Annotated in this window: 25 protein-coding genes and 1 tRNA gene; 10 read left to right on the plus strand and 16 right to left on the minus strand. The window is 37.3% G+C overall.

What is annotated here, in order from left to right; all coding sequences use genetic code 11:
* The 4 genes from ACIQ32_RS05630 to alaS all read right to left on the minus strand — a co-directional run.
* The coding region (locus ACIQ32_RS05630; RefSeq protein WP_396194714.1) for a GSCFA domain-containing protein at positions 1-547 on the minus strand (547 nt) is incomplete at its 3' end.
* An 86-nt stretch (positions 548-633) separates the two neighbouring features.
* On the minus strand, positions 634-1,410 hold the full coding sequence (locus ACIQ32_RS05635; protein WP_396194715.1) for a hypothetical protein: 777 nt from the start codon (positions 1,408-1,410) through the stop codon (positions 634-636).
* A gap of 220 nt (positions 1,411-1,630) precedes the next feature.
* A complete protein-coding gene (locus tag ACIQ32_RS05640; RefSeq protein WP_396194716.1) occupies positions 1,631-2,461 on the minus strand; it encodes a hypothetical protein in 831 nt (276 codons plus the stop codon).
* Positions 2,462-2,465: 4 nt separating this feature from the next.
* The gene (gene alaS, locus ACIQ32_RS05645) at positions 2,466-5,102 is read right to left on the minus strand and encodes an alanine--tRNA ligase (protein WP_396194718.1); all 2,637 of its coding nucleotides are present in this window, start codon (positions 5,100-5,102) and stop codon (positions 2,466-2,468) included.
* 283 nt (positions 5,103-5,385) lie between these two features.
* Here alaS and ACIQ32_RS05650 point away from each other — a divergent pair, with 283 nt between their 5' ends.
* The 5 genes from ACIQ32_RS05650 (at position 5,386) to ACIQ32_RS05670 (ending at position 8,646) form a co-directional block, all read left to right on the plus strand.
* Positions 5,386-6,366, plus strand: coding sequence for a M23 family metallopeptidase (locus tag ACIQ32_RS05650; protein WP_396194719.1), 981 nt, complete (start codon positions 5,386-5,388; stop codon positions 6,364-6,366).
* Between the two features lie 36 nt (positions 6,367-6,402).
* Positions 6,403-6,735 carry a MerR family transcriptional regulator gene (locus ACIQ32_RS05655; protein WP_396194720.1) on the plus strand — a complete coding sequence of 111 codons (333 nt, stop codon included), beginning with the start codon at positions 6,403-6,405 and terminating at the stop codon, positions 6,733-6,735.
* A 65-nt stretch (positions 6,736-6,800) separates the two neighbouring features.
* A complete protein-coding gene (locus ACIQ32_RS05660; RefSeq protein ID WP_396194721.1) occupies positions 6,801-7,394 on the plus strand; it encodes a LemA family protein in 594 nt (197 codons plus the stop codon).
* A gap of 16 nt (positions 7,395-7,410) precedes the next feature.
* A complete protein-coding gene (locus tag ACIQ32_RS05665; RefSeq protein WP_396194722.1) occupies positions 7,411-7,848 on the plus strand; it encodes a TPM domain-containing protein in 438 nt (145 codons plus the stop codon).
* Complete coding sequence (locus ACIQ32_RS05670) at positions 7,849-8,646, plus strand: TPM domain-containing protein (protein ID WP_396194723.1); 798 nt, start codon at positions 7,849-7,851, stop codon at positions 8,644-8,646.
* A gap of 77 nt (positions 8,647-8,723) precedes the next feature.
* Here ACIQ32_RS05670 and ACIQ32_RS05675 read toward each other — a convergent pair whose 3' ends face one another.
* Together ACIQ32_RS05675 and der are read right to left on the minus strand one after the other, a co-directional pair.
* Positions 8,724-11,498, minus strand: coding sequence for an outer membrane beta-barrel protein (locus ACIQ32_RS05675; RefSeq protein ID WP_396194724.1), 2,775 nt, complete (start codon positions 11,496-11,498; stop codon positions 8,724-8,726).
* A gap of 102 nt (positions 11,499-11,600) precedes the next feature.
* On the minus strand, positions 11,601-12,911 hold the full coding sequence (gene der / locus ACIQ32_RS05680) for a ribosome biogenesis GTPase Der (protein ID WP_396194725.1): 1,311 nt from the start codon (positions 12,909-12,911) through the stop codon (positions 11,601-11,603).
* A gap of 98 nt (positions 12,912-13,009) precedes the next feature.
* Here der and ACIQ32_RS05685 point away from each other — a divergent pair, with 98 nt between their 5' ends.
* Positions 13,010-13,519, plus strand: a complete 510-nt coding sequence (locus tag ACIQ32_RS05685) for a hypothetical protein (RefSeq protein WP_396194726.1) — start codon at positions 13,010-13,012, stop codon at positions 13,517-13,519.
* Here the strand turns inward: ACIQ32_RS05685 and era are convergent, their stop codons facing one another.
* Both era and ACIQ32_RS05695 read right to left on the minus strand, forming a co-directional pair.
* Positions 13,520-14,410 (minus strand): GTPase Era, encoded by an 891-nt coding sequence (era, locus tag ACIQ32_RS05690; protein ID WP_396194727.1) that lies wholly within the window; start codon positions 14,408-14,410, stop codon positions 13,520-13,522.
* A 63-nt stretch (positions 14,411-14,473) separates the two neighbouring features.
* Positions 14,474-14,546: transfer RNA gene (locus ACIQ32_RS05695), tRNA-Met, on the minus strand.
* A 158-nt stretch (positions 14,547-14,704) separates the two neighbouring features.
* On the opposite strand from ACIQ32_RS05695, the gene ACIQ32_RS05700 reads away from it, so the two are divergent.
* On the plus strand, positions 14,705-15,151 hold the full coding sequence (locus ACIQ32_RS05700; protein ID WP_396194728.1) for a KTSC domain-containing protein: 447 nt from the start codon (positions 14,705-14,707) through the stop codon (positions 15,149-15,151).
* Positions 15,152-15,209: 58 nt separating this feature from the next.
* Here ACIQ32_RS05700 and ACIQ32_RS05705 read toward each other — a convergent pair whose 3' ends face one another.
* Positions 15,210-16,064 (minus strand): Two component regulator three Y domain protein, encoded by an 855-nt coding sequence (locus ACIQ32_RS05705; RefSeq protein WP_396194729.1) that lies wholly within the window; start codon positions 16,062-16,064, stop codon positions 15,210-15,212.
* Between the two features lie 184 nt (positions 16,065-16,248).
* Here ACIQ32_RS05705 and ACIQ32_RS05710 point away from each other — a divergent pair, with 184 nt between their 5' ends.
* Together ACIQ32_RS05710 and ACIQ32_RS05715 are read left to right on the plus strand one after the other, a co-directional pair.
* Positions 16,249-16,737, plus strand: a complete 489-nt coding sequence (locus ACIQ32_RS05710; RefSeq protein WP_396194730.1) for a DUF1761 domain-containing protein — start codon at positions 16,249-16,251, stop codon at positions 16,735-16,737.
* Between the two features lie 51 nt (positions 16,738-16,788).
* Positions 16,789-17,937, plus strand: a complete 1,149-nt coding sequence (locus ACIQ32_RS05715; RefSeq protein ID WP_396194731.1) for an 8-amino-7-oxononanoate synthase — start codon at positions 16,789-16,791, stop codon at positions 17,935-17,937.
* 175 nt (positions 17,938-18,112) lie between these two features.
* Here ACIQ32_RS05715 and ACIQ32_RS05720 read toward each other — a convergent pair whose 3' ends face one another.
* Positions 18,113-18,487, minus strand: a complete 375-nt coding sequence (locus tag ACIQ32_RS05720) for a DUF4345 domain-containing protein (protein WP_396194732.1) — start codon at positions 18,485-18,487, stop codon at positions 18,113-18,115.
* 175 nt (positions 18,488-18,662) lie between these two features.
* A complete protein-coding gene (gene abc-f / locus ACIQ32_RS05725) occupies positions 18,663-20,567 on the minus strand; it encodes a ribosomal protection-like ABC-F family protein (protein WP_396194733.1) in 1,905 nt (634 codons plus the stop codon).
* 100 nt (positions 20,568-20,667) lie between these two features.
* Here abc-f and ACIQ32_RS05730 point away from each other — a divergent pair, with 100 nt between their 5' ends.
* A complete protein-coding gene (locus tag ACIQ32_RS05730; protein ID WP_396194734.1) occupies positions 20,668-21,054 on the plus strand; it encodes a DUF983 domain-containing protein in 387 nt (128 codons plus the stop codon).
* On the opposite strand, the gene ACIQ32_RS05735 is transcribed toward ACIQ32_RS05730, so the two are convergent.
* The 5 genes from ACIQ32_RS05735 to gldK form a co-directional block, all read right to left on the minus strand.
* Complete coding sequence (locus tag ACIQ32_RS05735; RefSeq protein WP_396194735.1) at positions 21,041-22,087, minus strand: NAD(P)/FAD-dependent oxidoreductase; 1,047 nt, start codon at positions 22,085-22,087, stop codon at positions 21,041-21,043. The two genes, ACIQ32_RS05730 and ACIQ32_RS05735, sit on opposite strands and share 14 nt — an antisense overlap.
* 64 nt (positions 22,088-22,151) lie before the next feature.
* Positions 22,152-23,066 (minus strand): gliding motility protein GldN, encoded by a 915-nt coding sequence (gene gldN / locus ACIQ32_RS05740; protein ID WP_396194736.1) that lies wholly within the window; start codon positions 23,064-23,066, stop codon positions 22,152-22,154.
* A gap of 45 nt (positions 23,067-23,111) precedes the next feature.
* The gene (gldM, locus tag ACIQ32_RS05745; protein WP_396194737.1) at positions 23,112-24,665 is read right to left on the minus strand and encodes a gliding motility protein GldM; all 1,554 of its coding nucleotides are present in this window, start codon (positions 24,663-24,665) and stop codon (positions 23,112-23,114) included.
* Between the two features lie 47 nt (positions 24,666-24,712).
* Complete coding sequence (gene gldL, locus ACIQ32_RS05750; RefSeq protein ID WP_396194738.1) at positions 24,713-25,348, minus strand: gliding motility protein GldL; 636 nt, start codon at positions 25,346-25,348, stop codon at positions 24,713-24,715.
* 52 nt (positions 25,349-25,400) lie between these two features.
* A partial coding sequence (gldK, locus tag ACIQ32_RS05755) for a gliding motility lipoprotein GldK (RefSeq protein WP_396194739.1) occupies positions 25,401-26,721 on the minus strand: 1,321 nt, incomplete at its 5' end.

Consider the following 26,721-nt stretch of genomic DNA (forward strand, 5'->3'; position numbering starts at 1 on the left):
AAATAAAACGACAATCGGGGTTGATTTGGCGAATCAAATCCATTGTATTTTGGATAGATTGCTGAATGGTTTCGGGCGATAAGATTTCTTTGGAAAATTCTTTTTGGGGAACTTTATGGCAATTGGCTACAATTTCGTTGGTTGTTTTTAATCTGTAAACCCATGATGTTCCGAAAGTAATTATAATATGAGTCGCTTCCGTAATTTGGCGGTACATGTTTTCGGCACTTGTATTTAGCTGTTGTAATAAAGTATCCTTATCAGACTGACTGCATTCGGAATGCACTTCATAACTCTGCCAGACATCGTTTTGAAAAAAAATATCTGCTTCTGTAAATGATTTTTTATTTACTACTCTTTCAACCAACCTCTCAATGGAAACCGGATTAAATATAATTCCGAAAGGATTTGTATTGATTCGGAATTTAAAATAATCGAACTTCTCTCCCATATTTTCAGCAAAACAAGAACCTAACGACAACAATGATGAATCGTAGTTTATGGGAAACTCATATAGCTTAACCGGTACTTTGGTGGTGAAATCCATAACTTTCAGTTTGCTTCAAAAATACAAAAAATAAAACCCTTTCATTGACAGGTGAAAGGGTTTTGGGAAATAGTGTTTGATTTGAATTATTTGAAATATGTAAATTGATGTTGGTATTGCCCGTCGGCACTGTAAATTGCTACCGGGTAATTGTTGTTATTATAATCTGCTTCTAAGATTAACTCGATTGGAGATTCTCCGGAAACGGTTGTGATTCGTTGGGTTACATTGTGTTGCATTCCGAATAAACCGTCTGCGATAAAGCTGTATAACTTGATGGCATTAATTCCGGTTACATTTTGCAACGGATGATTAGCATTGTCATAAGCATAGGCAACACTGAAGTTAACAGTATTTGAGATAAACTCTTTTTGAGTTACTTCTCCGTTGAAGAAATAATATTTTTCTACTATGTCAGAAGGACTATTTTGAACCGATGCATTGCCGCTAAATCCGTTTACCGTTACTGAACCATCTGCATTGTATGTAAAGGTGTTTTTAAAACCGTAGTTGTTTGCAGGTTGTACTTTTACGACTTGTATCAATTGATTATTACTGTTGTATGTAAAACTTGTTGTAGCCGTATTTTGATTAGCAGCATTATATCTTTTAACTTCAGAAATCAAGTTGCCATTGTAAGCATATAAATCATATCCCGAACCATCAGAAACAGCTTCTATTTGGAAAGCAACTTTGGTAAGTTTTGTTCCGTTGTATGAAAAAGTGTAATTTGAATTTTGACCCATATTCAATGATGTCAACTTTCTTAATAATACAGGTGAATCAGAATCACTGTCACTTGAGCAAGAAACAAAAGAGGATACGATTAAAGAAAGGAATAGGTATTGGAATACTTTTTTCATGACGCATTAGTAGTTTTAGGGATAATCAATGGCTGGGGCTTTTTGATTACGATTCAAATGTAGAAAAGCAACATTGCTGAGGAAAAAATTTTCGATATAGTGTAAATAAATCTGTTATTCGGTAAATTTTGACTATTAAATTACCGTTCGTCGATAAAACAAAACCCATTCAAGTAGTTGATTGAATGGGTTTTGTTTCAAATAAAGCTAGGGAAATACTCTAATAAGTTACGTTAGTGATTCGGGTTAAGTAGAGTGTATTTCCTCCCAATTCCTCATTGGTATAATAATCAAATCTGGTTGGTAACTGTCGTTCGTCGTATTGCAATTCATATTCTTTTGCAATGACATAATTGGTAAACTGTACTCCGTTCATAAAAGCCTCGACATAACTGTAATCCAAAATCAAATTATTGGTATTGATTTCATTAATCCATGGTAATAACAAAGAGAAACCTTTGATGTTTTTATAGGGATTAATCTTCGAATCATATTGCAATATTCTTTCAATGTAGTTTATTTCATTGGTACTCGAATTATTGAAAGTATACACATAATCGTCTTTGACCAAATTCCCGTTCGCAAAAAATAGTGTCCCGGTAATTGTTTCAGTCGGATTTGAAACTGAGTTGGTGTAAATTAGTTTTTGGTAGGAAATTGTTCCGTCTGCTTGCTGCGTGTAAACAATATTTTCGTTTCTGTTAGTCAACAAGTCAAACTTTTCATAAACACTCAACTTTCCGTTATTGTAACTAAAATTTTCAATGAATCTTAACACCCCGGCTTCATAGAATTCAACCTTAGTGATAAAATCTCCGGTATAAGTAAACACCTTTCTTTGCGCTGCGTTATAGAAAATTTCATTAAGCTTATCCCCGTTATAATTGAAAGTACCTTCTCTTGAACCAACAGTATTGCCGCTGTCTTGGTAATAATCGATGGTTTTACTCGGAAAATTCAACAATGCAACTTGTCCTTCAGAATCATCACTACCGGAACAAGAGGTTAAAACAATAGTCAATAGGGATAAAATCAATACTAACTTTTTCATGCGATTATTGTATAAAGTCAACTGCTTTTTCCAATGCTTCTTTTATACCGGCTGCATTTTTCCCACCTGCCGTAGCAAAAAACGGTTGTCCGCCGCCGCCGCCTTGGATGTATTTTCCTAATTCACGAACTACCTGACCGGCGTTTAAGTTTTTCTCGGCCACCAATTCTTTGGATATATAACAAGTCAACATCGGTTTATCTTCCTCAGCTGTGGCTAAAACCAAGAATAAATTAGTGCCCAAATTGCCTAATTCATAAGCCAAATCTTTCGCCCCTTCAGCATTTAAATCGACTTGAGTGGCTATGAATTTCACGCCATTAATCTCTTGTAACTGTGCCGTCAATTCACCTTTCAAGTTTTTGGCTTTTTCTTTCAACAACTGCTCTATTTGCTTTTTCAATTTGGCATTTTCATCTTGTAACGAAACCACGGCTTTGAGAGTATCTTGAGGATTTTTTAAAGTGTCTTTAATTGTGGCCAAAGCATTTTCTTGTTGGGCAAAGAAATCCTTAACTGCCTCACCTGTGATGGCTTCTATACGACGAATTCCTGCCGCAACTGCGCCTTCTGAAACGATTTTGAAATGCCAAATATCTGCCGTGTTTTTCACGTGAATGCCACCACAGAGTTCTTTACTGTCGCCGAATTCAATCATGCGAACCGTGTCGCCGTATTTTTCTCCGAACAACGCCATAGCGCCTTTGGCCATAGCTTCTTGAATCGGGATGTTTCGGTATTCGTTTAATTGGAGTTGGGCTTCAATTTGGGCATTCACATTGGCTTCCACCTGTCGCAATTCTTCATCAGTGACTTTACTGAAGTGCGAAAAATCGAAACGCAAATAATTCGGATTCACCAACGACCCTTTTTGCTCCACGTGAGTTCCTAAAACAGTTCTCAAAGCCAAGTGCATCAAATGCGTAGCCGAGTGATTTTTAGAAGTGGAAGTTCTCAAATCAGTATTGACTTTCGCTATAAAAGTAGCTTCTATATTTTCGGGTAATTGTTTGGCGAAATGCAAAATCAAGTTGTTTTCCTTTTTGGTGTCGATGATGTGAATCGTTTCATTAGCAGAAACCAAAATGCCTTTATCGCCTACTTGTCCTCCGCCTTCCGGATAGAATGGCGTGTTATTGAGAACAATTTGGTATAAAACACCATCTTTTTTTGAATCAACTTTACGGATTCGGGTGATTTTGACTTCGTTTTCGGTTTGGTCGTAACCAACGAATGTTTCCACGTTACCCGGAATTAAAACTTTCCAGTCTTCGGTTGATACTTCGGAAGCGGCGCGTGAACGATTTTTTTGTTCTTGCATAGACGCATCGAATTCACTTTCGTTGAACGACATGCCTTTTTCTTTTAAAATCAAAGCGGTCAAATCTTTTGGAAAGCCGAAAGTATCGTATAATTCAAAGGCTTTAGCGCCCGGAACTTCAGTGCCATTGGTTTGAGAAACTACATTCTCTAACAATTGCAAACCTTGGTCCAACGTTCTTAAGAAAGAAGCTTCTTCCTCTCGGATAACATTGGTCACCAACTGTTGTTGCGATTTGATTTCCGGGAAAAACTCGCCCATTTGTTCCGCTAAAACAGGAACCAATTTATTGATGAAAGGTTCTTTGGTATTTAAGAAAGTAAAACCGTAACGAATAGCCCGACGAAGAATTCTTCGAATCACATAACCGGCGCCACCGTTTGATGGTAACTGTCCGTCGGCAATGGCAAAAGCTACGGCGCGAACGTGATCCACGATTACGCGAATCGCTATATTGGTTTTGTTTTGGGCTTCCGAAATATTTTTTACTTCGTTGGAAGTGTATTTTAATCCTGTAATTTCTTCAATTTTGGCAATCAATGGTGTAAAAACATCCGTGTCGTAGTTGGAAGTTACGTTTTGCATGGCCATACACAAGCGCTCAAATCCCATTCCGGTATCCACGTGTTGTGCCGGTAATTTTTCCAAACTACCATCCGCTTTGCGGTTGAATTCCATGAACACATTGTTCCAAATTTCTACTACTTGCGGATGATCGGCGTTTACCAAACTTCGTCCTGAAACGACAGCTCTTTCGGCATCGGTTCTCAAATCGATGTGGATTTCGGAACATGGTCCGCATGGTCCTTGGTCGCCCATTTCCCAAAAGTTGTCTTTTTTATTGCCTAAAATGATTCTATCTTCTGAAACGTATTGTTTCCAAATATCGAATGCCTCTTGGTCGAACGCTACATTCTCGGCAGGATTGCCTTCGAAAACGGAAACGTATAAACGGTCTTTGTCTAATTTCAATACTTCGGTTAAGAATTCCCAAGCCCAAGCCAAGGCTTCTTTCTTGAAGTAATCACCAAAGGACCAGTTGCCTAACATTTCAAACATGGTATGGTGGTAAGTATCGAAACCTACATCTTCCAAGTCGTTGTGTTTTCCTGAAACACGTAGACACTTTTGGGTATCGGCAATACGTTTGCTTTTAGGAGTACCGTTGCCTAAAAAATATTCTTTGAACTGTGCCATCCCCGAGTTGTTGAACATTAGGGTTGGATCGTCTTTTAAAACGATAGGTGCTGAAGGCACGATTAAGTGACCTTTGCTTTCAAAAAATTGTAAGTATGCTTTTCGAATGTCTTGTGATTTCATTTTAGATGGTTAGATAGTTAGATCTTTTGACTACTTAGATTTTAAAAAAACGGCTTACTGTTTAGCCCCGATTGCAGTGAAAATCCTTTTTGTAAAAAAGATTGTAACGGAAAGCGGGAAAATGGTTTAGCAATTGAACCAAAGTTTCGCTCCTAAAAGCCATAAACTCTCGAAACTTCGGGACAGGCTAAATAAATTTAGGGTTTGACTGAAACATTTGTTAAATTTGTTCGTATAACCAATGTTTTCTTAAAACAAGCACAAAAATAGTATAAAATCAAAGATGGCGAAAAAAGTAAAGTATTATTTCGATACCGAAAGTTTGGCTTACCGAAAAATCAAGCCGAAACTATCCAAAAAACTGGGATACATCGGGTTGTTTTTACTGTCATCAGGATTGTTTGGTTTTTTGTGTTTTGTGGTTTTATTGAACAGTTCCTATTTGGAAACGCCCAAAGACCGATTACAAGCCCGCGAAATTGAAACCCTAAAGTTGCGGTATGCGATTTTGAATAAAAAAATAGACCAAGTCGAAGAAGTATTAGCTGATGTAGAAGAGCGCGACAATAACATATACAGAGCCTATTTTAATACTTCTCCTATTCCGGCAGAGCAGCGCAAAGCAGGTTTTGGCGGAGTAAATCGATACAAAGAGTTGGAAGGTTTTGACAATTCAGAATTGGTGATTAACACTTCCAAACGCGTGGATGTGATTGCCAAAGAATTGGCGATTCAGTCGAAGTCGTTGGATGAAATATTGAAATTGGCGAAAGAAAAAAACAAGTTACTCTCGGCCATTCCGGCTATACAACCGGTGAAGAATGAGCAAATGAAGCGAGTGGCTTCGGGATTTGGTTATCGCAGTGATCCGTTTACCAAAGTGCGTAAGATGCATGAAGGCATGGATTTCACCGCTAAAACGGGAACACCGATTTTTGCGACCGGTGACGGAGTAGTAAAAAGTGCCGACAACTCGAAATCAGGTTTCGGGAATCATATTGAAATTAGTCATGGTTATGGCTACTTGACCTTGTATGCGCATTTGAGTAAATACAAAGTCAAACGCGGACAAAGAGTAAAACGAGGTGACATCATTGGATATGTAGGAAGCACCGGCCGAAGTGAAGCACCGCATTTGCATTATGAAGTGCACAAAGACGGCAAAGTGGTCAATCCTTTGAATTTTTACTATGGAAATATCTCGGCTGCAGAATACACCGTGATTTCGAAATTGGCAAATCAGGAGAATCAATCGCTTGACTAAGTTCAGGTTTTATAAACATAGCAAAACAAAAACACTATGCATATAGAGTTAAAAGAAGGAAAAAGATATTACAGCATAGGCGAAGTGGCTAAAGCTTTTAATGTGAATGCTTCGTTGATTCGTTTTTGGGACAAGGAATTTGATATCCTGAAACCCAAGAAAAACGCCAAAGGCAACCGCATGTTCACGCCGGAAGATGTGAAAAATATACAACTGATTTATCATTTGGTTAAAGAACGTGGGTTTACGCTCGACGGTGCAAGAACGCATTTAAAAGAAGGCCAAAAGAAAACTTTGGACAAATTTGAAATCATCAGCAAATTGGAAACGGTGAAAGCCCAATTATTAAACATTAAGAACCAACTTTAGGCTTGGTTTTTGTAACAATCAAAGCAATTTAAAAACTAATAACAAACCTTAAATTAAAAACAAACATGGATTTTAAAAAATTTTTACCTTGGATTATTGTTGGAATACTTATAATATTTGCAATAACATCATACAATGGATTAGTTGGTGTACAAGCAGATACTAAAACTGCTTGGTCAAAAGTAGAAAGTGCATATCAGAGAAGAAATGACCTTATTGATAATTTGGTTGCTACCGTAAAAGAGTCGGCAAATTTTGAAAAGTCAACCCTCGAAGCAGTAACAAATGCTCGTTCCAAAGCTACATCGATAAACATTGACCCAACAAATGTTACTCCTGAACAAATGGCGCAATTCCAACAAGCCAAAAATCAAGAAATTGGAGCCTTATCGAGACTATTAGTTTCTGTAGAAAGATATCCAGAATTAAAAACAACTCAAGCATTTTTAGAGTTACAATCTCAAATTGAAGGAACAGAAAACAGAATTAATGTAGAAAGAGATAGATTTAATGACGCAGCCAATGTTTATGACAAAAAAATCAAGAGTTTTCCAAGCGTAATTTTTGCAAAAATATTTGGTTTCAACGAAATTGCCCGATTTAAATCTGATGCAGGGGCTGAAAAAGCACCTAGTGTAAAAAAAGCGTTCGAAAAATAAAGAAGCATCTAAATAAATGTCAAAAGTTGAAGATTTTTTAACCCCAGAAGAAGAGCAAGAAATTGTGGAAGCTATTCGCATGGCCGAAAAAAATACTTCGGGTGAAATTAGAGTACATATAGAAAAACACACTTCCATCGAACCGTTTGAACGGGCGATGGAAGTTTTCCATTTGTTAAAAATGGATGAAACCGAGTTGAAAAACGGGGTTTTAATTTATTTGGCGGTCAAAGACAAACATTTTGTGATTTGCGGCGACAAAGGCATTAACGATTTGGTTCCGAATGACTTTTGGGACTGTACGCGTGATGTTATGACCAAAAATTTCAAAGAAGGTCATTACAAACAAGGTTTAGTAGAAGGAATACTCAGAGCCGGTGAACAACTTCAAAAATACTTTCCCTATCAAGATGGTGACACAGACGAATTATCAAACGAAATTTCAAAAGGATAAATGAAAAAATATTTTAAAAACCTTTCGAGACTTCTTTTGTTAGCTACCATATTTTTTAATTGCCTATCATCTTTAGCACAATTAAAAATACCTGAAAAACCATCTTTTATTCCTCCAATAATCGACAGCACAAAAACATTAAGTGAAGAACAGAAGAAAGGACTATATGATAAGCTGAGAAGTTATTACGAAAGTACTTCTACAGAAATCTTTGTAATGATTGTTCCAACTACTCAAGGGGAAGATATTGCCCGTTATGCAACCGACTTAGGACATAAATGGGAAATCGGTCAAAAAGGAAAAGATAATGGAGTAGTATTTCTTATTGCAAAAGATGACCGTAAAATGACCATACAAGCTGGTTATGGAACTGAGCATTTATTAACAGATGCATTGTCTCGAAGAATAATTGAAACTATTGTAAAACCTGAATTTAAAAACAACAACTTTTACGAAGGAATTGACAAAGGAACAACAGCCATTGCACAAGTCTTAAAAGGTGAATTCAAAGCTGAAAAAAAAGACAAGAAAGGTGGATTTCCAATACTACCGATTATTATCATAATTATAGTTATTATTATCATTATTGCAAAAAACAAAGGTAATGGTGGAGCAGGAAATCACGGCAATCGCGGCGGCGGCTTTGACTTAGCCGATATCATTATCTTAAGCAGTCTAGGTCGCGGTGGCGGAGGTGGTTTTGGTGGTGGCTTCGGAGGTGGTTCTTCTGGAGGTGGTTTTGGTGGCTTCGGCGGCGGCGGCGGCTTCGGTGGCGGTGGAGCAAGTGGCGGTTGGTAATGTCAGTTGCAGTATTCATTCGTCCTAAACAGACAAAAAAAACACGGTCTCGCTTTTGACGAGACCGTGTTTTTTATTTAATCCATTATCATTATTCCGCCTTCTCCTTTTTTCTTTCCGCCAAACTTTTCGAGTTTATACGTTAGTGAGAACATGACGTAGCGTTGCAATACTATATTCTCAGAATCGATAATGGCTGTTGGCGTAATGGTTCTGGTGGCATTTTGGTTTTGATCTAATAAATCATACACTTTGACTTTGGCCAAAAACTGGTCTTTAAAAAAGTTATACCCCAAACTCATATTCCATAAATAGAAATCTTTTTTATAGCCATCGGCTATGTTAGAATTATAATTATATCCGAAATCACTGCCAATAACAAACTTTTTAGGCACATAAGACGTGATTTCTAATTTAGCATTATGAACAAAATTTTGGGCGTTATCTATGATGTAATTCTTGTATTCGGTGGTATTTAAGGTGTAACGATAACTCGGTGCTATGGTAATTAATTCGTCTATGCTCCAAGTTAAATTGACTCTCGGATTAATTTGTAACCCTTTCGACTCAAATTCAACCGCATTGGTCAATCCTTTGTTGGAATCGTAATTAAAATTAATTCCGGCACCGTAACGCAACGTTCTCTTTTCCTTTTTAAACGACTTGTTCCAGTTCACTCCGAAATACGAGTTGTAAACCACGTCAACGTTTTGAAAAGTCGTCGTGGCTTTAAAATTGTTATCAAAAACAGTGGATGACACTACGGCATCTTGACTCAAATTAAAGCCCGAATAAATATAATAACCGGAACGACTTTGGTAATCGTAATCGTTGAAACTAAAGTACAAATTGTGCTTTTGAGTAGGTTTAAGATTATCATTCCCGACAAAAGTACTTAACGGATTTGATAAATTTTCCACCGGTAATACCTGATTCGCTTGCGGCAATTGCACCCCAAAATCATAGAAGGAATAAATCGATTTTGATTTCCCCATGCGGTGACTGATGTATCCTTTTATCCTTGGGAAAACATAATTTTTATTGCGGTTGGTTATTATACCCAAGTAGTTCGAACGAGCATCAAATGATACAAACTCGGGACCGATATTAATGCGACCGTTGGTTTTGGATTTACCTAATATCAATCCGGTTGACGGGAAAAAAGTGCTGGCTTTTGAGAAGGTTTCATTCGATTGTAAATCGTTGAAATCGGCATAATCCACACCATCAAAATCAAAGGTATTCAGTGTGTTTTTGATGTTGCGATAAGTCACTTCCGAGGTCAAACTCAACCGAAGCGAATCAGTCAAAGGCTCGCCAAATCGCACTTCGAGTTTAACAAAGTCGTTGTTGCTTTTATCCCTTTGGTTTTGGTTCCGAATATCATCGGGCGTGGAATCGGTAAAAAGGGTGGCCGAATTGGTATTTAAAAAATCATTCCTGCGTTGGAATTCGGATTCAAAATTCACCGATAAGCCTCTGCTTTTCTTTAAAAACTTTTTGTTATAACTCGCATCAGCACCAAAAGAGTTGAATTCGTTTTCGCTGTAATCATCATTAGTACTCGAATTCAGCTCTTCTAATGCTTCATTCACGGTTAGTTGGTTTCTGGTAGCCCTGTTGTAATTTTTGGTTTTTTGAAATTTGGGATTGATATACAATGTATTCAAAGAATCTATTGCAATTTCAAAATCAAGGTTAAGGTTATGACCGTCACTGCCGCTTTTGGTTATTGCATTGGAATTGGTAAAAGTTCGCCCTTCCGGCAACAGGTTAGTACGATCGGTTCTGGTCGCATTTTCAGTTGCAGCATTAGAGAAATAATAACTGCCGCTTTGGTCAACTTTTTTAAACCATTTGTCTTGGTAATTGACGCCAACCAAATTGGATCGGGTAATGCCACGATTACCACCGAACGACATATTATTGATGCCAAAACTCCCATCGTCGTTGTAATACACTGATGAATTTCTGCCACCGCCCATATTATCAAAGACTTCATCCATAGAAAACCCGATAGAATTGATGTTGTTAGAAGAAGCCAAAACGCTCACTTTTTGTTCGCCCTTGAAATAATTGAGCAACAAACTCGATTCATACCGTTTGTCTGAACCTGTTCCGGCAACGATTTTACCGAAAAAACCTTTATTTTTTTCTTCTTGTATGGTAAGATTGATAGTTTTTTCTTGTGAACCCGATGCTTCGCCTGAAATTTCTTCCGCTTTGGTTTTGGTATCCACCACTTGGACTTTATCGATAAGCTCAGCCGGCAAATTTTGGGTGGCTATTTTCCCGTCTTTCCCGAAGAAAGGTTTCCCATTCACCAAAATATTATTGACTTCCTGTCCGTTGACAGTGATTTTCCCTTCGGGTGTGATTTCTACTCCGGGTAATTGTTTGAGTAGCGCTTCGACATTCGCATCGGCACCGACTTTAAAGGAAGAAGCATTAAACTCCAAAGTATCTTTTTTGATGCGAATAGGTGGAATCTCGGCTTTTACAACCACTTCGTCTAATTGGTTGGTGGCTTCTTTAAGTTCTATAATGCCAAAATCTTTATCGTTGTTTAAAGAAGTCATTTCTTCTTTGAAATCCTGATAACTGATGTATGATACTTTGAGTGCTACAGGTTTGTCTGTCTTTTTAATTTTAAAGGAAAACGCACCCATTTTGTTGGTGATGGTGTAATCTACAATGGAAGAATCTTTAGTAGCGGTAAGATACACTGTAGCCGATTCTATGGGCAGTTTGGTAGTTTGATCAACAACTTTTCCTTTTAAGGAAACGGTAGATTGTGCAAAAGCAAGTGAAGTAAACAGAACAGTTAAAGCTAAGTAAAGCGATTTTGGCATAAAAAAAATTTAGCAGTTATTATTGGATAGAAAAAGAATAATAACGGCTAAATTCTGATTTTAGTATGGATTGAAAAAATTTCTTACGAAACTTTAACATTTTTACTTTTCACGGATGTAAATATCAATCGGAACACCGGAGAAATCCCAGTTTTCACGGATTTTATTTTCTAAAAAGCGTTTGTACGGTTCTTTGACGTATTGCGGTAAATTGGCAAAAAACACAAACTGAGGTGTTGGGGTTGGCAACTGCATGCAATATTTAATTTTCACATATTTACCTTTCAAAGCCGGTGGCGGATAGGCTTCAATCAACTTCAACATATAGTCGTTGAACTTAGAGGTTGGGATTCTTTGTTTTCTGTTTTCGAAAACCTTTACGGTTTCTTCTAAAGCTTTTAACAAACGTTGTTTGGTTAAAGCCGAAGTAAAAATAATAGGCACATCGGTAAACGGTTGTAATTCTTCACGAATTTTGGCTTCGTAATCGCGGGTTGACATGGTGTCTTTTTCTACCAAATCCCATTTGTTGACTAAGATGATAACGCCTTTACGGTTTTTTTCGGCCAGCCAAAAAATACTTTGGTCTTGTCCTTCAAAACCACGAGTGGCATCTATTAAAAGAATACAAACATCGGAATGCTCAATAGCACGCACCGAACGCATAACAGAGTAAAACTCTAAGTCTTCTTTTACTTTGGCTTTTCTGCGGATTCCGGCAGTATCTACTAAGTTAAATTCGAAACCAAAACGGTTGTATCTGGTGTCTATAGAATCACGAGTGGTTCCTGCGATGTCGGTAACTACGAATCGGTCTTCTCCAATTAAAGCATTAATGAATGACGATTTTCCGGCGTTCGGACGACCTACTACACAAAACCTTGGCAATGCAGCTTCTTCTTCGGTTACTTCCGGTAGTTCCGGTAACACTTCAACCAATTTATCTAACAATTCTCCTGTTCCGCTGCCGCTGATACTGGCAATAGTGTAATATTCGCCTAATCCTAAATTATAAAATTCCACAGCGTCTTTTTCGCGCATGGCATTGTCAACTTTGTTAACCGCTAATAAAATCGGTTTGGTTACTTTTCTTAAAAGCTTGGCAACCTCGGCATCCATAGGTGTAATGCCTTCCTCAACATCTACTACAAAAATAATAGCATCGGCTTCATCAATGGCCAATTCGACCTGACGACGGATTTCACCTTCAAAAATATCATCAGAACCTTTGATGTAACCACCGGTATCAATTACAGAAAACTCTTTACCGTTCCATTCGCTTTTGCCGTAATTTCTATCACGAGTTACACCGCTGACAGAGTCAACAATAGCTTCTCTTCTTTTGATTAAACGGTTAAAAAAAGTCGATTTCCCTACATTAGGTCTTCCAACTATGGCTACAATATTGTTCATAATCATTTTAAATATGGTGCAAAGGTAGTATTAAAGAGCACAAATTCAATTATTTTATTATTTTTAGTATACCATTAACCAACAATAAACCGATTTTTATGGACACTCAACATGAAGTCAGACTTCGCCCTCGGTTTTTTAAAGACCTCGAACAAAACATAGAAATTGTCAGAGAGAAATTTGTCAACTACAGACAAAAAAACAACTCCGGTGATTTCTTAATGAAGGTGAGAAACAATCATATACAATTTACTTTTTCTGCTGAAAAAAGGCAGTATTGGTCACCTCACTTGAGCATTGAACTGGAAGAAAAAGAAGGAAATGAAAAAAATGCTACTCACATCCGAGGGTTATTTGGACCTGACCAAACGCTTTGGACGATGTTTGTCTTTTTGCACTTTGTAGTAGCCGGCGTTTTTATACTGTTCGGTATGTTTGCTTTTTCTAATTACACGCTTAACGAACCCATGACCATGGATTTAGTGGTGATGTTTATTATGGTGATTGTATGGTTTTTACTCTATGTCATTGCCCGACAGATTCGAGAAAAAGGACATCCTCAAATGGAAGAACTCGAAGCCATCTTTTTAGACGTGATCAAAGACTGATTACTTTTGATTGTATCCAAAACGACGCAATTGGAAAGCATTACTTCGCCAGTCTTTATTGACTTTAACGTACAATTCGATATGGATTTGCTTGCCGAAAAACTGCTCTAAATCTGCTCGAGATTGCATTCCGACTTTTTTCAAAGCGGCACCTTTGTGCCCGATGATAATCCCTTTTTGGGTATCGCGCTCTACCATAATGACGGAGCGGATTCGAATGATTTTATCGTCTTCCAAAAACTCTTCAGTTTCGATTTCTACGGCGTATGGAATTTCTTTGTCGTAGTTCAATAAGATTTTTTCACGGATGGTTTCGTTGACAAAGAAACGCTCCGGTTTATCGGTCAATGCATCTTTAGGATAATAAGGTGGCGATACCGGAAGTAAATCTAAAATTCGGGCAAAGACTTCTTTTACATTGAAATTCTCAAGTGCCGAAATCGGAAAAATCTCGGCATTAGGAACCTTGGCTTTCCACAAATCGATTTGTTCTTCTAATTGTTCTTGGTTGGATTTATCGATTTTATTCAGCAACAACAAAACCGGAATTTTTGAATGGATAATTTTGTTGAAAAAGTCTTCGTCTTTTAGTTCTTTCTCGCCAATTTCTACCATATAAATCAAAACATCCGCATCTTCAAAAGCCGATTTCACAAAGTCCATCATCGATTTTTGCATTTCATAAGCCGGTTTGATGATTCCGGGTGTGTCAGAAAGCACTACTTGGAAATCGGCTCCATTCACTATCCCTAAAATTCGGTGACGAGTGGTTTGCGCTTTGGAGGTTATGATAGACAATCGTTCGCCCACAAAGGCATTCATTAGTGTTGATTTACCCACGTTTGGGTTTCCGATAATATTGACGAAGCCTGCTTTGTGTTTTTGTTCCATGCGTTACTGTGAAACAGGATTAATGTAAAAAAGCCACCCAAAAAATGGATGGCTTTGAGTTAGTAGCGGGAACAGGACTCGAACCTGTGACCTTCGGGTTATGAGCCCGACGAGCTGCCTACTGCTCTATCCCGCGCTGTTTCGAGTGCAAATATACAACGAAAATCGACACTTACAAGCTATTTAAGCTAAAAATAAATTAATTTTCTAAAGACTGCTCTTATATCTAAAGTAAAGAACTACTTTTGCCAAAAATTAAAAAACCCTAAAAGGTTACCTTTCAGCTATATGAACATGAAAAAAATTGTCGAGTACAGAGCGTTACTCGGCGTTACCAAGACAGCTACTTTAAAAGAACTTAAAACCATTTATCGAAACAGCATGAAGGATTGTCATCCGGATGCTATAGCGGATGAAGAGGAACGTCTTTTGGCGGAAGAAAAAAGCAAAGAGATTATTGCAGCGTATCACTTTTTGGTTAGTATAGCGCCGGAAACATTAGAAAAAGACAAAGCAGAATACAGCCGAATTACCTCAAGTACTAATATCGCCGATTTTTATTATGAGAATAGCGTTTTATACATCACTTTCTTAGACGGGAATTCTTTTGAATACTTTGGTGTTTTGAGACCGGTATATATCAAAATGATCAATGCAGAATCACCAAGTCGTTTTGCGAGAAGACATATTTACAACGAATACATTTATAGAAGTACTTCTAAATTAGTGGCCGCGGAATAAAAAAAGGCCTCAATTAACTTGAGACCTCCTTTATTATTAAACCAATCCAAAATTATTTTTATTCATCTGCAGCAAAAGCTGAGTTTTTGTCTATACTCACTTTTAAAGTTGTGGCAACGCCTTGTTCATTAATCATGGTCATGTTCAAGGTATCTAATTTGGCCAAGTTTCTTGAAACAAAACCATTGAACATATTATAAGAAATATTCATTTCTTTCAAATTATTTAATTTTTCTAAATCGAAAGGCACTTGACCATCCATTTTGTTTTCGAATAAACTTAATGTTTCCAATGAAGACAAGTTTGAAACTTCTTTTTCTAATCTACCGGTTAACTTGTTACTGTTCAACAATAATACTTTTAAAGATTTAAGTTGATAGTAAGAAGTAGGTATTGAGCCTTCTATTTCGTTATTGAATAACGACAATGTTTCCAAATTGGTTAAATTTCCAATCCCTACAGGCAATGCACCTGTGAAACGATTCATGTGAAGTTCTATCGACTTAAGTTGAGAAGCATTCCCTAAAGTTTCCGGCAAAGCGCCTGACACTTTGTTGAAAGCAACATTTAATTTAATTAAGTTTTTAAGGTTTCCGATAGTTGAAGGCAATACGCCTGAAATGTCATTACGGAAAAGATTTAATACTTCGAGTGATGTCAAATCTCCGATTTCAGCCGGTAATTCTCCTACTAAATTGTTATTCACCAATTTGATTCCGGTAACTTTATCGTTTTTCACTTCAATGCCATACCAACTCGAAACAGGTGATTTTAAATCCCATTTATTGGTCCATTGCGAACCTTTAGTAGCTTTGTATAACTTTAGCAAAGCATTTTTTTCTGCAGAAGATATTTCAGCAAATACTGATGTAGATACTAAAAGTACTGCTACGTAGGTAAAAATAGATTTCATATCATTTAAATTTGGGGTTATTGACGGTGTAAACTTATAGGTAAACACGTTTAAAAACAAAAAAAATCGACGAAATGCATTTTTGGTTTATTTTTTTATATAATTATCTTACAAATACCAAGATTTCTTGTTAAAAAAAATAATTCTTTACCTTTGAAATACTAACCCATTAATAACTAACATTATGCCTTTTAATTTTTACGCTGTTTTAGTTTCCACTTTAGTCACACTATTAGTTGGATTCGTATGGTACAACCCAAAAGTATTTGGTACTATTTGGATGAATGAAACCGGGATGACCGAAGAAAAAGCAAAGCAATCCAATATGTTGAAGGTTTTCGGTTTGACCATTTTGTTTTCTTTTATGTTGGCCTTTTTAATGCCTGTTTTGGTCATTCACCAGTTTGGTGCTTTGGGAATGATTGGAGGACCTGAACTTATTGAAACCGCTAAACCATCCTATGCAGCCTTTATGGCTGATTACGGAACTGCTTTCAGAACTTACCAACATGGCGCCTTACATGGGTTCATGACCGGTTTGTTTTTGGCTTTACCTATGACAGCTATAAACGGACTTTTTGAACAAAAATCTTGGAGATATATCATGATAACCGCAGGTTATTGGATTGTTTCCCTTACTATTATGGGTGCAATCCTTTGCGGTTGGCAATAATTAACATTTTATTATAATCCAATCGCTCTACATTTGTAGGGCGATTTTTTTATGTTGGATAGCTACTCATTTCAAATTTACGCTTCGATTTCGGAACTCCCAAAAACTTGGGACGTTGTGGCTATGGACAATATTTTTCTGCAAACCCATTATTTAGAGGTATTGGAAAATTCGGCGCCAACCAATATGCAGTGTTTTTATATTGGGATTTTTGAAGCTTCAAAACTGATAGGTGTAGCCTTGGCACAATACCTCGATTTAAATAAACTCGAATCATTTGGAGAGCGAGATCGGTGTATGAAAACCTATGTTCGGAATTTTATTTTCAAAAACTTTGCTTCCCATGTGCTGTTTTTAGGCAACAATATGATTACCGGACAAAATGGCTATGCCTTTTCCAAAACAATCGATTTTAAATGCATCAGCGATTTGCTTTTAAACTGCGCACAAACTATTACCACTTACTTCAAACAACAACAAATAAAAATTCATATTGTATCTTTTAAAGATTTTTATCAGCATTGTTCAAACGAATTGAAGCAATATGGTTTTGAAACGATTTACGAGTTCAAAACCCAACCCAATATGATTTTTGAACTGCCGGAAAAATGGCAATCTAATGACGATTATATTGGTGCATTTTCCAAAAAATACCGCGACCAATACAAACGAGCTCATAAGAAAGCGGATGGTCTTGACATTAAAGAGCTGTCGTTTAATGAAATAATGGTATTGGAAGAACGCATCTATGAATTATATCATTTCGTGGCCAAAAATGCGCCGTTCAATACTTTTTTCTTAGCCCAAAATCACTTTTCGGAGTTTAAATTGCATTGTGGGGAACGATTCAAACTGGTGGGTTATTTCCACGAGGGGAAGTTAGTGGGTTTTCACTCGTTGTTATTGAATGGCGATACTTTGGAAACTTACTTTTTAGGCTACGACGAGCAAATTCAAAAAGAAAAAATGTTGTACCTGAACATGTTGTATAATATGACACAATTTGGCATAGAAAACCGATTCAAAAAAATCATCTTCGGCAGAACGGCTTTGGAAATTAAAAGTTCAATAGGCGCTGAGCCGATAATGATGTCGGGCTTTATTTACCACACCAACAAATGGATCAACCGATTAATGCCTAAACTATTCCCGCAATTAGAACCGAGTTTGACTTGGCAACAGCGCCATCCGTTTAAATAACAAAAACTTTGTTTTAATGCGCAATAATTTTATTCAAAACAGCTTATCTTTTTGCGGAATACAACTGCACGTTAAACGATAATTTTGAATTGCAAAACCAACCCAACCGTAGAGTGAACTTTGACACTAAAAAAAAACACTACTTATATTAACTTGGTCTTTGACAAGCCCTAAATCAGGCTGCTTTTTTGAATTGCCAATAAGCGTAAATGGCCAAAGTCAATTCGCCTATAGTGCCTAAAAGCAATACTACTGATGGCATGCCGTCAACCGCAAAACTAATCAAACGTCCCAAGGTTAATCCGAACATGAAGAGCATATTGGACAAAGTGGCGGCTTTCCAGTAAGAGTATTGTTTGAGTCCGATAAACCAAAAAGTGGCAAAGCACAGATACAATCCCATAATGGCTTTGTAAATATTGGATTCGTCTGTGGTTTGGGTCGACATTTCAAAAAGGAAATCGGGTTGCCAACCATAGACCAAAGCGGCTACCGTAACAACAGGTATGGAAATATAGAGGTGTAAATTTTGCTGCCAAGTGGTTTTCATGTTTTAAAAATACAAAAAGTTCGGTTACTACTACCTTAGCCCGGATTGCAGTGGAAAGCTTTTTGCGGCAACGACTTTCTATTTTAAAGGGTTTCAAAGCGACCAACGGAAGCTCTTGAAACCCTTATAAAATAGTGTTGTTGGCGGAAAAACTTGGAACGAAAAGCCGGATAGGCTACAAACTATCGATTTCGTTTTGCACCGCTTCCCAATCTTCGAGGAGTTGGTCGAGTTCTGATTTCTTTTTGTTGTAGGCCACAAAAAAGTTAGCGTTTTCGATGTGTTTGTCGTAATTCGAAGCCAATTCTTTGTCGTCGTTTTGAATGTCGATTTCGAGTTGTTTGATTTGGCTTTCTATTTTGCTCAATCGGTTTTGCAGAGACTTGCTCTTTTTTTGGTCTTCGTACGAAAGGTTTTTGGCCGTAGTTTTATTTTCGACTACGACATCTTTTTTCTCAATTTCGCGCATGTTGCTGGCGTTGCGTTGCTCGAGGAAGAAGTTGATATCGCCGAGATATTCCTTGATTTTTTGGTCTTTGAATTCGTACACGATATTGGACATGCCTTGGAGAAAATCCCTGTCGTGCGACACTAAAAGCAAGGTGCCTTCGTATTTTTGAAGGGCAGCTTTGAGTACATTTTTAGATTTGATATCCAAGTGATTGGTAGGTTCGTCCATAACCAAAACGTTGATGGGTTGTAACAACAGTTTACACAAGGCCAAACGATTGCGCTCGCCTCCGGAAAGCACTTTGACCTTTTTCTCTACGTCGTCGCCACGGAACAAAAAGGCTCCGAGCATATCGCGCACTTTAGAGCGATTGGTATCGGTGGCTGCATTGGTCATGGTTTCCAATAAGGTAATTTCACCGTCTAAGTATTCGGCTTGGTTTTGGGCGAAATACCCAAGTTGTACGTTATGGCCTAATTTGATGCTGCCTTCGTATTTGAATTCGTTTACAATGGCTTTGACAAAAGTGGATTTTCCTTGCCCATTCTGACCAACAAAGGCAATTTTACTGCCGCGTTCCACCAAAAGTGAAATGTCTTTTAAGATTACTTTGTCGCCGTAAGCTTTGGTCACATGTTCGGCTTCGATGACTACTCTACCCGGGGTTTGCGACACCGGAAAGGAGATATTCATGACGGAATTGTCGTCTTCATCGACTTCAATGCGTTCTACTTTATCCAATTTCTTGATTAAAGATTGTGCCATGGAAGCTTTTGAGGCTTTGGCACGGAATTTTTCGATGAGTTTCTCGGTTTCCTCTATTTTCTTTTGTTGGTTTTTTTGGGTGGCCAATTGTTTTTCGCGAATTTCTTCCCGCAAGACCAAATATTGAGAATACGGTTTGTTGAAATCGTAGGCTTTACCTAAGGAAATTTCTATGGTACGGTTGGTTACGTTGTCGAGGAACATTTTATCGTGCGACACTATCACTACCACGCCCGGAAAGTTTCTTAAAAAACCTTCGAGCCAAATGATACTTTCGATGTCTAAGTGGTTGGTTGGCTCATCCAGCAATAAAATATCGTTGGATTGTAATAAGAGTTTGGCCAACTCGATACGCATGCGCCATCCGCCTGAAAAGGTATCGGTTTGGTTGTTGAAATCTTCCCTTTTGAAACCGAGACCTAAGAGGATTTTTTCGGTATCGCCTACGTAATTGTAGCCGCCAAGAATTTCGTAATGATGGGTAACATCGCTTAATTGCTCGATTAATTCGGAATAGCTTTGGCTTTCGTAATCCGTTCGGGTCACCAATTGGTGGTTGATTTCGTCAATTTTGCTTTCGGCTTTTTTGATTTCTTCGAAAGCTTGGTAAGCTTCTTCTAGTACGGTTCGGCCTTTGACAAAGTCGATATCTTGGCGAAGAAAACCAATTTTGACTTCTTTTTCGGTGGCTATCTGACCGGAATCGGGTTTGAATTCGCCGGCTAAAATTTTGAGCATGGTGGACTTCCCGGCGCCGTTTTTTCCCACCAACCCTACTCGGTCGCCGGCGCCTAAGCGAAAGGTTACTTCTTCAAAAAGGTAGGTTCCACCAAAAGAAACCGATAAATTGTGTATGTTTAACATAATGATTTGTTACAAAAGTTACAGCCAAAAGATTTCTAAAAAGTACCTTTGTAGACGAAAAGCCAAAGGGCTGAAAAGTTCCCAATAAAAATTTTTGCAAATGTTAAAAAAAGGATCCAAACTAAATAGCATTTTAACAGGAAGTTGTCCGAAATGCCAAGAAGAAAGTATGTATGTTGACACAAATCCTTATCATCTTAAGAAGATTTATGATATGCATGAGGAATGCAGTCACTGCGGATTGCATTATCAGATTGAGCCTTCCTTTTTTTATGGCGCTATGTATGTGAGTTATGCTTTGACTGTGGCGATTGGCGTGGCGGCTTTTATTATTGCCAAAGTTTTCATTGGGTTGGATTTGATTGCTTCTTTTGCGGCTATTATCTTGGCTTTATTGTTATTGATGCCGGTAACAGCACGATTAGCGCGTAACATTTACATCAATATATTTGTGCACTTTGACAAAGATGCCGTTAAAAAGAAGTAATATATCTTTGGATATCGACACTTTTATTTAATGGTTTTCCGTTTTCGATATAGTCGAATAAATCCAATGCCATGGCCGGAGCGAGCATTACACCGCGAGTGCCAAGTCCGTTAAGAATGTGTAGGCTTTTATGTGCTGGATGAGTTCCAAGCAATGGTCTTCTGTCTTTTACTGTTGGTCGCACACCGGCAAGATGTGCTACAATTTCAAAATCACAATTCAGAATTTCTTGGATTCGCTCAACCAACTCTTTTTTGCCGTCTTCGGTAGGCAAGTCTGTTTTGTCTTCCCAATTGTAAGTCGCGCCTACTTTGAATAAATTATTCCCTAAAGGCAGAATAAAGATACTGGTATTGATGATGACATCTAAGTCTAAGTCGGGTGCATTAATTAAAAATAATTCGCCTTTGGTACCGTCTAAAGGTAAATTTTTAAAATACGGATTGGCGTGCATGCCAAAACCTTCGGCGAAAACAATGTGTTTGGCTTGATACTTCTCATAAACAACAGTGTTATCTTCAAATTGTATTTTATCATATTCGAAAGCAAAAGATTGAAAAACATTCAGGCTTTTCAAGTACGAGTGGTATGCCTCGAGAAAAACTTCGGTGTCCAGGTAACCGGTGTGCAATACTTCCCCAAAACCGAATGGAGCGTCGATAGCTTGGTATTTTTTATGGATGATATGCGTGGAAAGAAAAGGAGCTAAAGTTGGTTTGTCAGAAGCGGCAAACCAATTGTTCTGTTCTTCGATGGAAAAGAACTTGCGATAGATAGGCAGCTTAAAATCGACCTGTATTTGGAGTTTATCTTCGATTTGAGCGTAAAACCGGTTGGCCATATCAATTTGTCGGTTTGCATCCCAAACTTGGCTAAAACGCTTTAATATAACCGGATTGTATAATCCACCGGCAATTCGTGAAGAGTTTTGCGACTGATTTTCAAAAACCACAAAAGACTTTTGATTTTGCAAGAGTGTTTCGGCAAAAGCAATACCGGCTAAACCGGAACCTACAATAATATAATCGAGCATGGTTTTGGGCTAAAAAAAACTCTCACCATAATGATGAGAGTTTTGTATAATTTATGAAATAATATTAGTAATTCCACATATCAGATTCGAAACTACGAATCTTTTCTTTGATACGTTCAGATTCTAACAATTGCATTTGAGAGTTGTCTTTCATGTAATCGGCAACTTGTCGGTCGCCATAAACATTTTCTTCTTTGTAAATCACTCCGTTAAATCTACGGGAATTTAGCAAATGGTCAAATGTAATCGGCATGGCAGAATTCTTATCGTTAAACGCTTTCGCTTCGTGAAGAATATCTCTTATTGATGGGAAATAAACCCAAAATAACTCAATAGGATCTGCATTTTCCTTTCCGATATCTCTTGCCTCAGGAGTAACCGGACAAATACCAAGCAATCTGTATTTTAATTCCCCTTGACGTTTGTCAAAATACCAATATCCTTTGATTTTGTAACCTGAAATATCTTGAGCAGTCAAATCTCTTTGATCGATAAATTGCTTGTCTAAAACCTTTCTACCCGACATGTAATCATCGTAATAGTTATTGATTTCATCTTTACCGGCATCTGTAGTATCAATAAAAGTCAATGAAGGTCCGACGTCTTTGAAAGTCTTTTTAGTGTTAAAATAATCATCTGCATAAACTTCAGTTATTTTTCCACTTTTCACCCCTTTTAACAACACATCAAACAATGATCTTCTGTCTTTACCAACAAAAGCTGTATCAATTGGATAATACAAAGGAAAATTAATTCTCTCATCGATATCAATGAACTCCCAGATTGTTTTTCCCATCAAAACATCTCTGTCGTGAACATAACCGTAAGGAAGTGGTTTGTCGTTATCAGAAATTAATTGAGCAGGCGTTTTCTTTCCTATTTCATCAGGTGTTTTTGCATTTAGTAAATTAGACTGAGCAAAAGTATTTACACTCAATACAGATACAAAAACTATTGACAAAAGATTTTTAATTTTCATAATGCTATTATTTAAGTTATTTAAGTAGGTTTATATCAACTTAAATTATTGTATTTCGTAGGCTACTGGTGCAGCATCTTTTGTAACGATGTTTGCTGTAGTACCTATGATTTTAGTTTTGATTTCAGAGATGATAATTTGATCACCTCTTGTGGCTCTTGCTAATGCAGCTTTACATTGAGCATTAACTCTGTCACCGGTAACAATGATTGCAGGTTGACCTGGAACTTTAAAAGTAAAACGGGTTACTTGGAAGTTTAAGTCATACAAGAAATCTTGTAATTCAGCTGTTACTTGAGAAACCTCTAAACGAGATTTAGCTCCTTTGATAACACCAACTTGTTTACCGATTGCTCCGGCAGGTGCTGGAATATTTTTGATTCTGAATGTTTTCTTATCAGAAACCGAAGTTTTATCCGGTAATTGAGCGGAAACATTAACTGTAACTTCTGTACCTGACCCAGGATTTAGGTTATATTTACCAGGACCTCCAGCTGGAGCTAATCCAGGAGCTGAAGCTTTAACTTTATCATCAGAGATACCTGCAAATGAAATGGTCATAGGGTTTGGTAAACCACGGTAAACAACATTCATTTTGTCAGCAGAAATGTTAGCTGATTTTGGTTTAGGGACTACTACATAGTTTCCTTTGATTGGTAAACTAACAACTTTTCCGTTTTCGTCGAAGTTGAATGAACCGTTGATTTCATGTTCACCAACATTTCCGGCTCCGAAAGAGAATTTAGCTTGACCAGCTTCGGCTTTAACAGAATTACCATTAACTACAACTGATTTTGCCACTAAGTTAGGATCAAATTTACCTAAGATAATTTTACCCGTAACTGCTTCTCCTTGGAAGAAAGCTGTTTTATCCGGAACAACAATTGGTTGATAAGCTGTTAAGGAAGCTGCAGCAACCAAGTCAGACTGGAACATACCGGCAATAATATCACTTTCAGTAGTTTTAACATCTGCTTGCAATTGAGACAATTTAGTAACAGTTGCAATTAGTGGGAAACCTTTGAAATTGTAATCCAACCATCCTAGTGTAGCACCAGCATTCTTAGATTTAACAGGTTCAGTTGCGAATCTTTTCTCAATTTTTTTCATTTCAGAATCAGCAATAGCGCTTCCTCCGATTTGTTTTAATTGCACTACAAAATTTTTCATTTTGTCTAAAAACTCTTGACCTGATTTTGAGGGCTTATCACCTTCGAACCATTTTTCATCAACTGCATCACCTTTGTCCATAGCCTCAAATGGTAAATTACCATCTGCGTCTCTTTCATATTCTTTGGTGAATTCTGTTTTGATATTCTCAATGTAAGTAGTGTATTCTTTAGATAGCGCTCTAATTTTTTGCACTTTCTCTTTTTTGGCACCAAATTGTAAAGGTTGATCTTCCGCTTTTTGGGCTAATTGTTGAAATGAAGAATCATTTCTAACATCAGCTATCGAGTTTGACTCAATAATTTTATTGTTTAAGATACCAAAAGCAGACAATACTTCTTTGGACATATTTAATGCTAACATCGCGATGAAAACCAAGTACATTAGGTTAATCATCTTCTGTCTAGGGGTTAGTTTTCCTCCTGCCATTTTAATTAGTTTATTGTTTTGTTAATAAAATATAGTTCAAAAACTAATTATCCTTTGTTACTCATTGCAGACAACATACCACCGTAAACATTATTTAATGTTTGTAAGTTAGATGTCAATGATTGCATTTGGTCTTTTAATTTTAAATTGTTTTCAGCAACTTCATTGTTGATTTGTGCATTTCTCTCAGCGCTTTGTAATTGAACTTGGTATAAACCATTCAAAGTTTCTAATTGAGTTGCCGCTTTAGTCATTTCTTCAGCATATTTTTTTGTTGAAGCAACAGAATCAACTGTAGGTGAAATTGCTTTTGCAGCTCCTTCAAAGTTTTTGATACTGTTTCCTAAGCTTTCCATCAACTGTCCGTCGATTTTAGCTTCTTTCAACATATTGTCTAATTTTTGAGACAATAATCCTTGAGCATCTTTAGGGTCTTCACTCTTTTTATCTCTTGCCTTTGCTTCTCCACCTGCTAATTCAGGATAAACCAAAGACCAATCTAATTCTTTATCAACAGGATCAAAGGCAGACAATCCAAAAATTAATGCCTCAGTACCTAATCCTATAATAAGCATTGCACTTGCACCTGGCCAGTGCATTAATTTGAATAATGCTCCAATAATTACAACAGCCGCTCCCATACCGTAAGCGAAATTCATTGTTTTTTTGCTTAATAATGCCATAATAATAATTTTTTAGTTAGTTAAGTTAAATATAATTAAGTTGGTTTTGAAATTACTTTCTTGGTGCTTTACCGTTTTTGGTTACTTGAGTTCCCATATAATCTTGAACTGTTCTGAAGCCGATGTAACTTCTGGCCGTATCAGCATATTCAAAATCTCTGGTTCCTACTTGTAAAAAGTAAGCTACATCTTTCCACGAACCTCCGCGCACTACTTTTCTCATGTTCTTCGCATCTTGTACCGTAGGGTTCATAGAAGAAACATACTCGTAAGCTGCTGCATCATAAGAGGAATCTGTCCACTCGGCAACGTTTCCTGACATATTGTATAAGTTATAACCATTAGGCTCATAAGATTTAGCCTCAACAGTATATAAAGCTTGGTCAGCCGCATAATCTCCTCTGTTAGGTTTGAAATTGGCTAAGAAACAACCTCTGTCATTTTTTGCATAAGGACCACCCCAAGGATATGTCCCAGATTCTAGACCACCTCTGGCTGCATACTCCCACTCTGCCTCTGTAGGCAATCTGAAAGCATTAATTAAATCCGGTCTTTTCTTTTTCTTTTTTGATTTAATATACGCATTTTTATTTAACGTTCTCCAAGCACAAAATGCTTTAGCTTGTTTCCAAGAAACTCCGACTACAGGATATTCTCCATAAGCCTGGTGCCAAAAATAGTCATTGTGCATTGGTTCATTGTAAGAGTAAGCAAAGTCTTTGATCCATACTGTAGTATCCGGATAAACCTCTTGTTGTTCTGTTCTGATGAAAGAACTTCTTTTACCAACTTTAGCTTTCGCTGCCGCTTGAATGTCCATCCAAGAATAACGGAATTTCAATTTTCTTACATCGATAGTTCTCAAACCGTTGAATGATTCAGCCAGAGGCAAATACATCGTATCCATTACTTCTGAATAATATTCATCGGGGTATTTACTAGTATCAGTAATCAATTTTACTTTTCTGTTCAGACGTCTGCCTGCATAAGGATCATCATCAGTCCCAACACTGTAATAATTCTCATACATGTATTTATCATATGGCGTCATTTTCGCCGGATCAGTATCATTAAAAGCAAAGTCACCAATACTACCTGCATTTTTATTTCCTTTACCTCCTTTACCTCCAGAACCGGCTGTTTGTCCTACTTCATCTGCTAAAATAGCCAAGCGAACTCTTATCGTAGAATCTTTAACCCATTCTACAAACTGACGGTATTCGCTGTTGGTAATCTCAGTTTCGTCCATATAAAACGCTCTAACAGTAACTGTTTTGGTTGGCGCATCTTGCACATTTGCTAAATCATCATCCGATTTACCCATAATGTAGGCACCGCCCGGAATTAAAGTCATACCAAATGGCTTCTCAGGA

The organism is Flavobacterium sp., from assembly GCF_044373165.1.
Taxonomy (GTDB): domain Bacteria; phylum Bacteroidota; class Bacteroidia; order Flavobacteriales; family Flavobacteriaceae; genus Flavobacterium.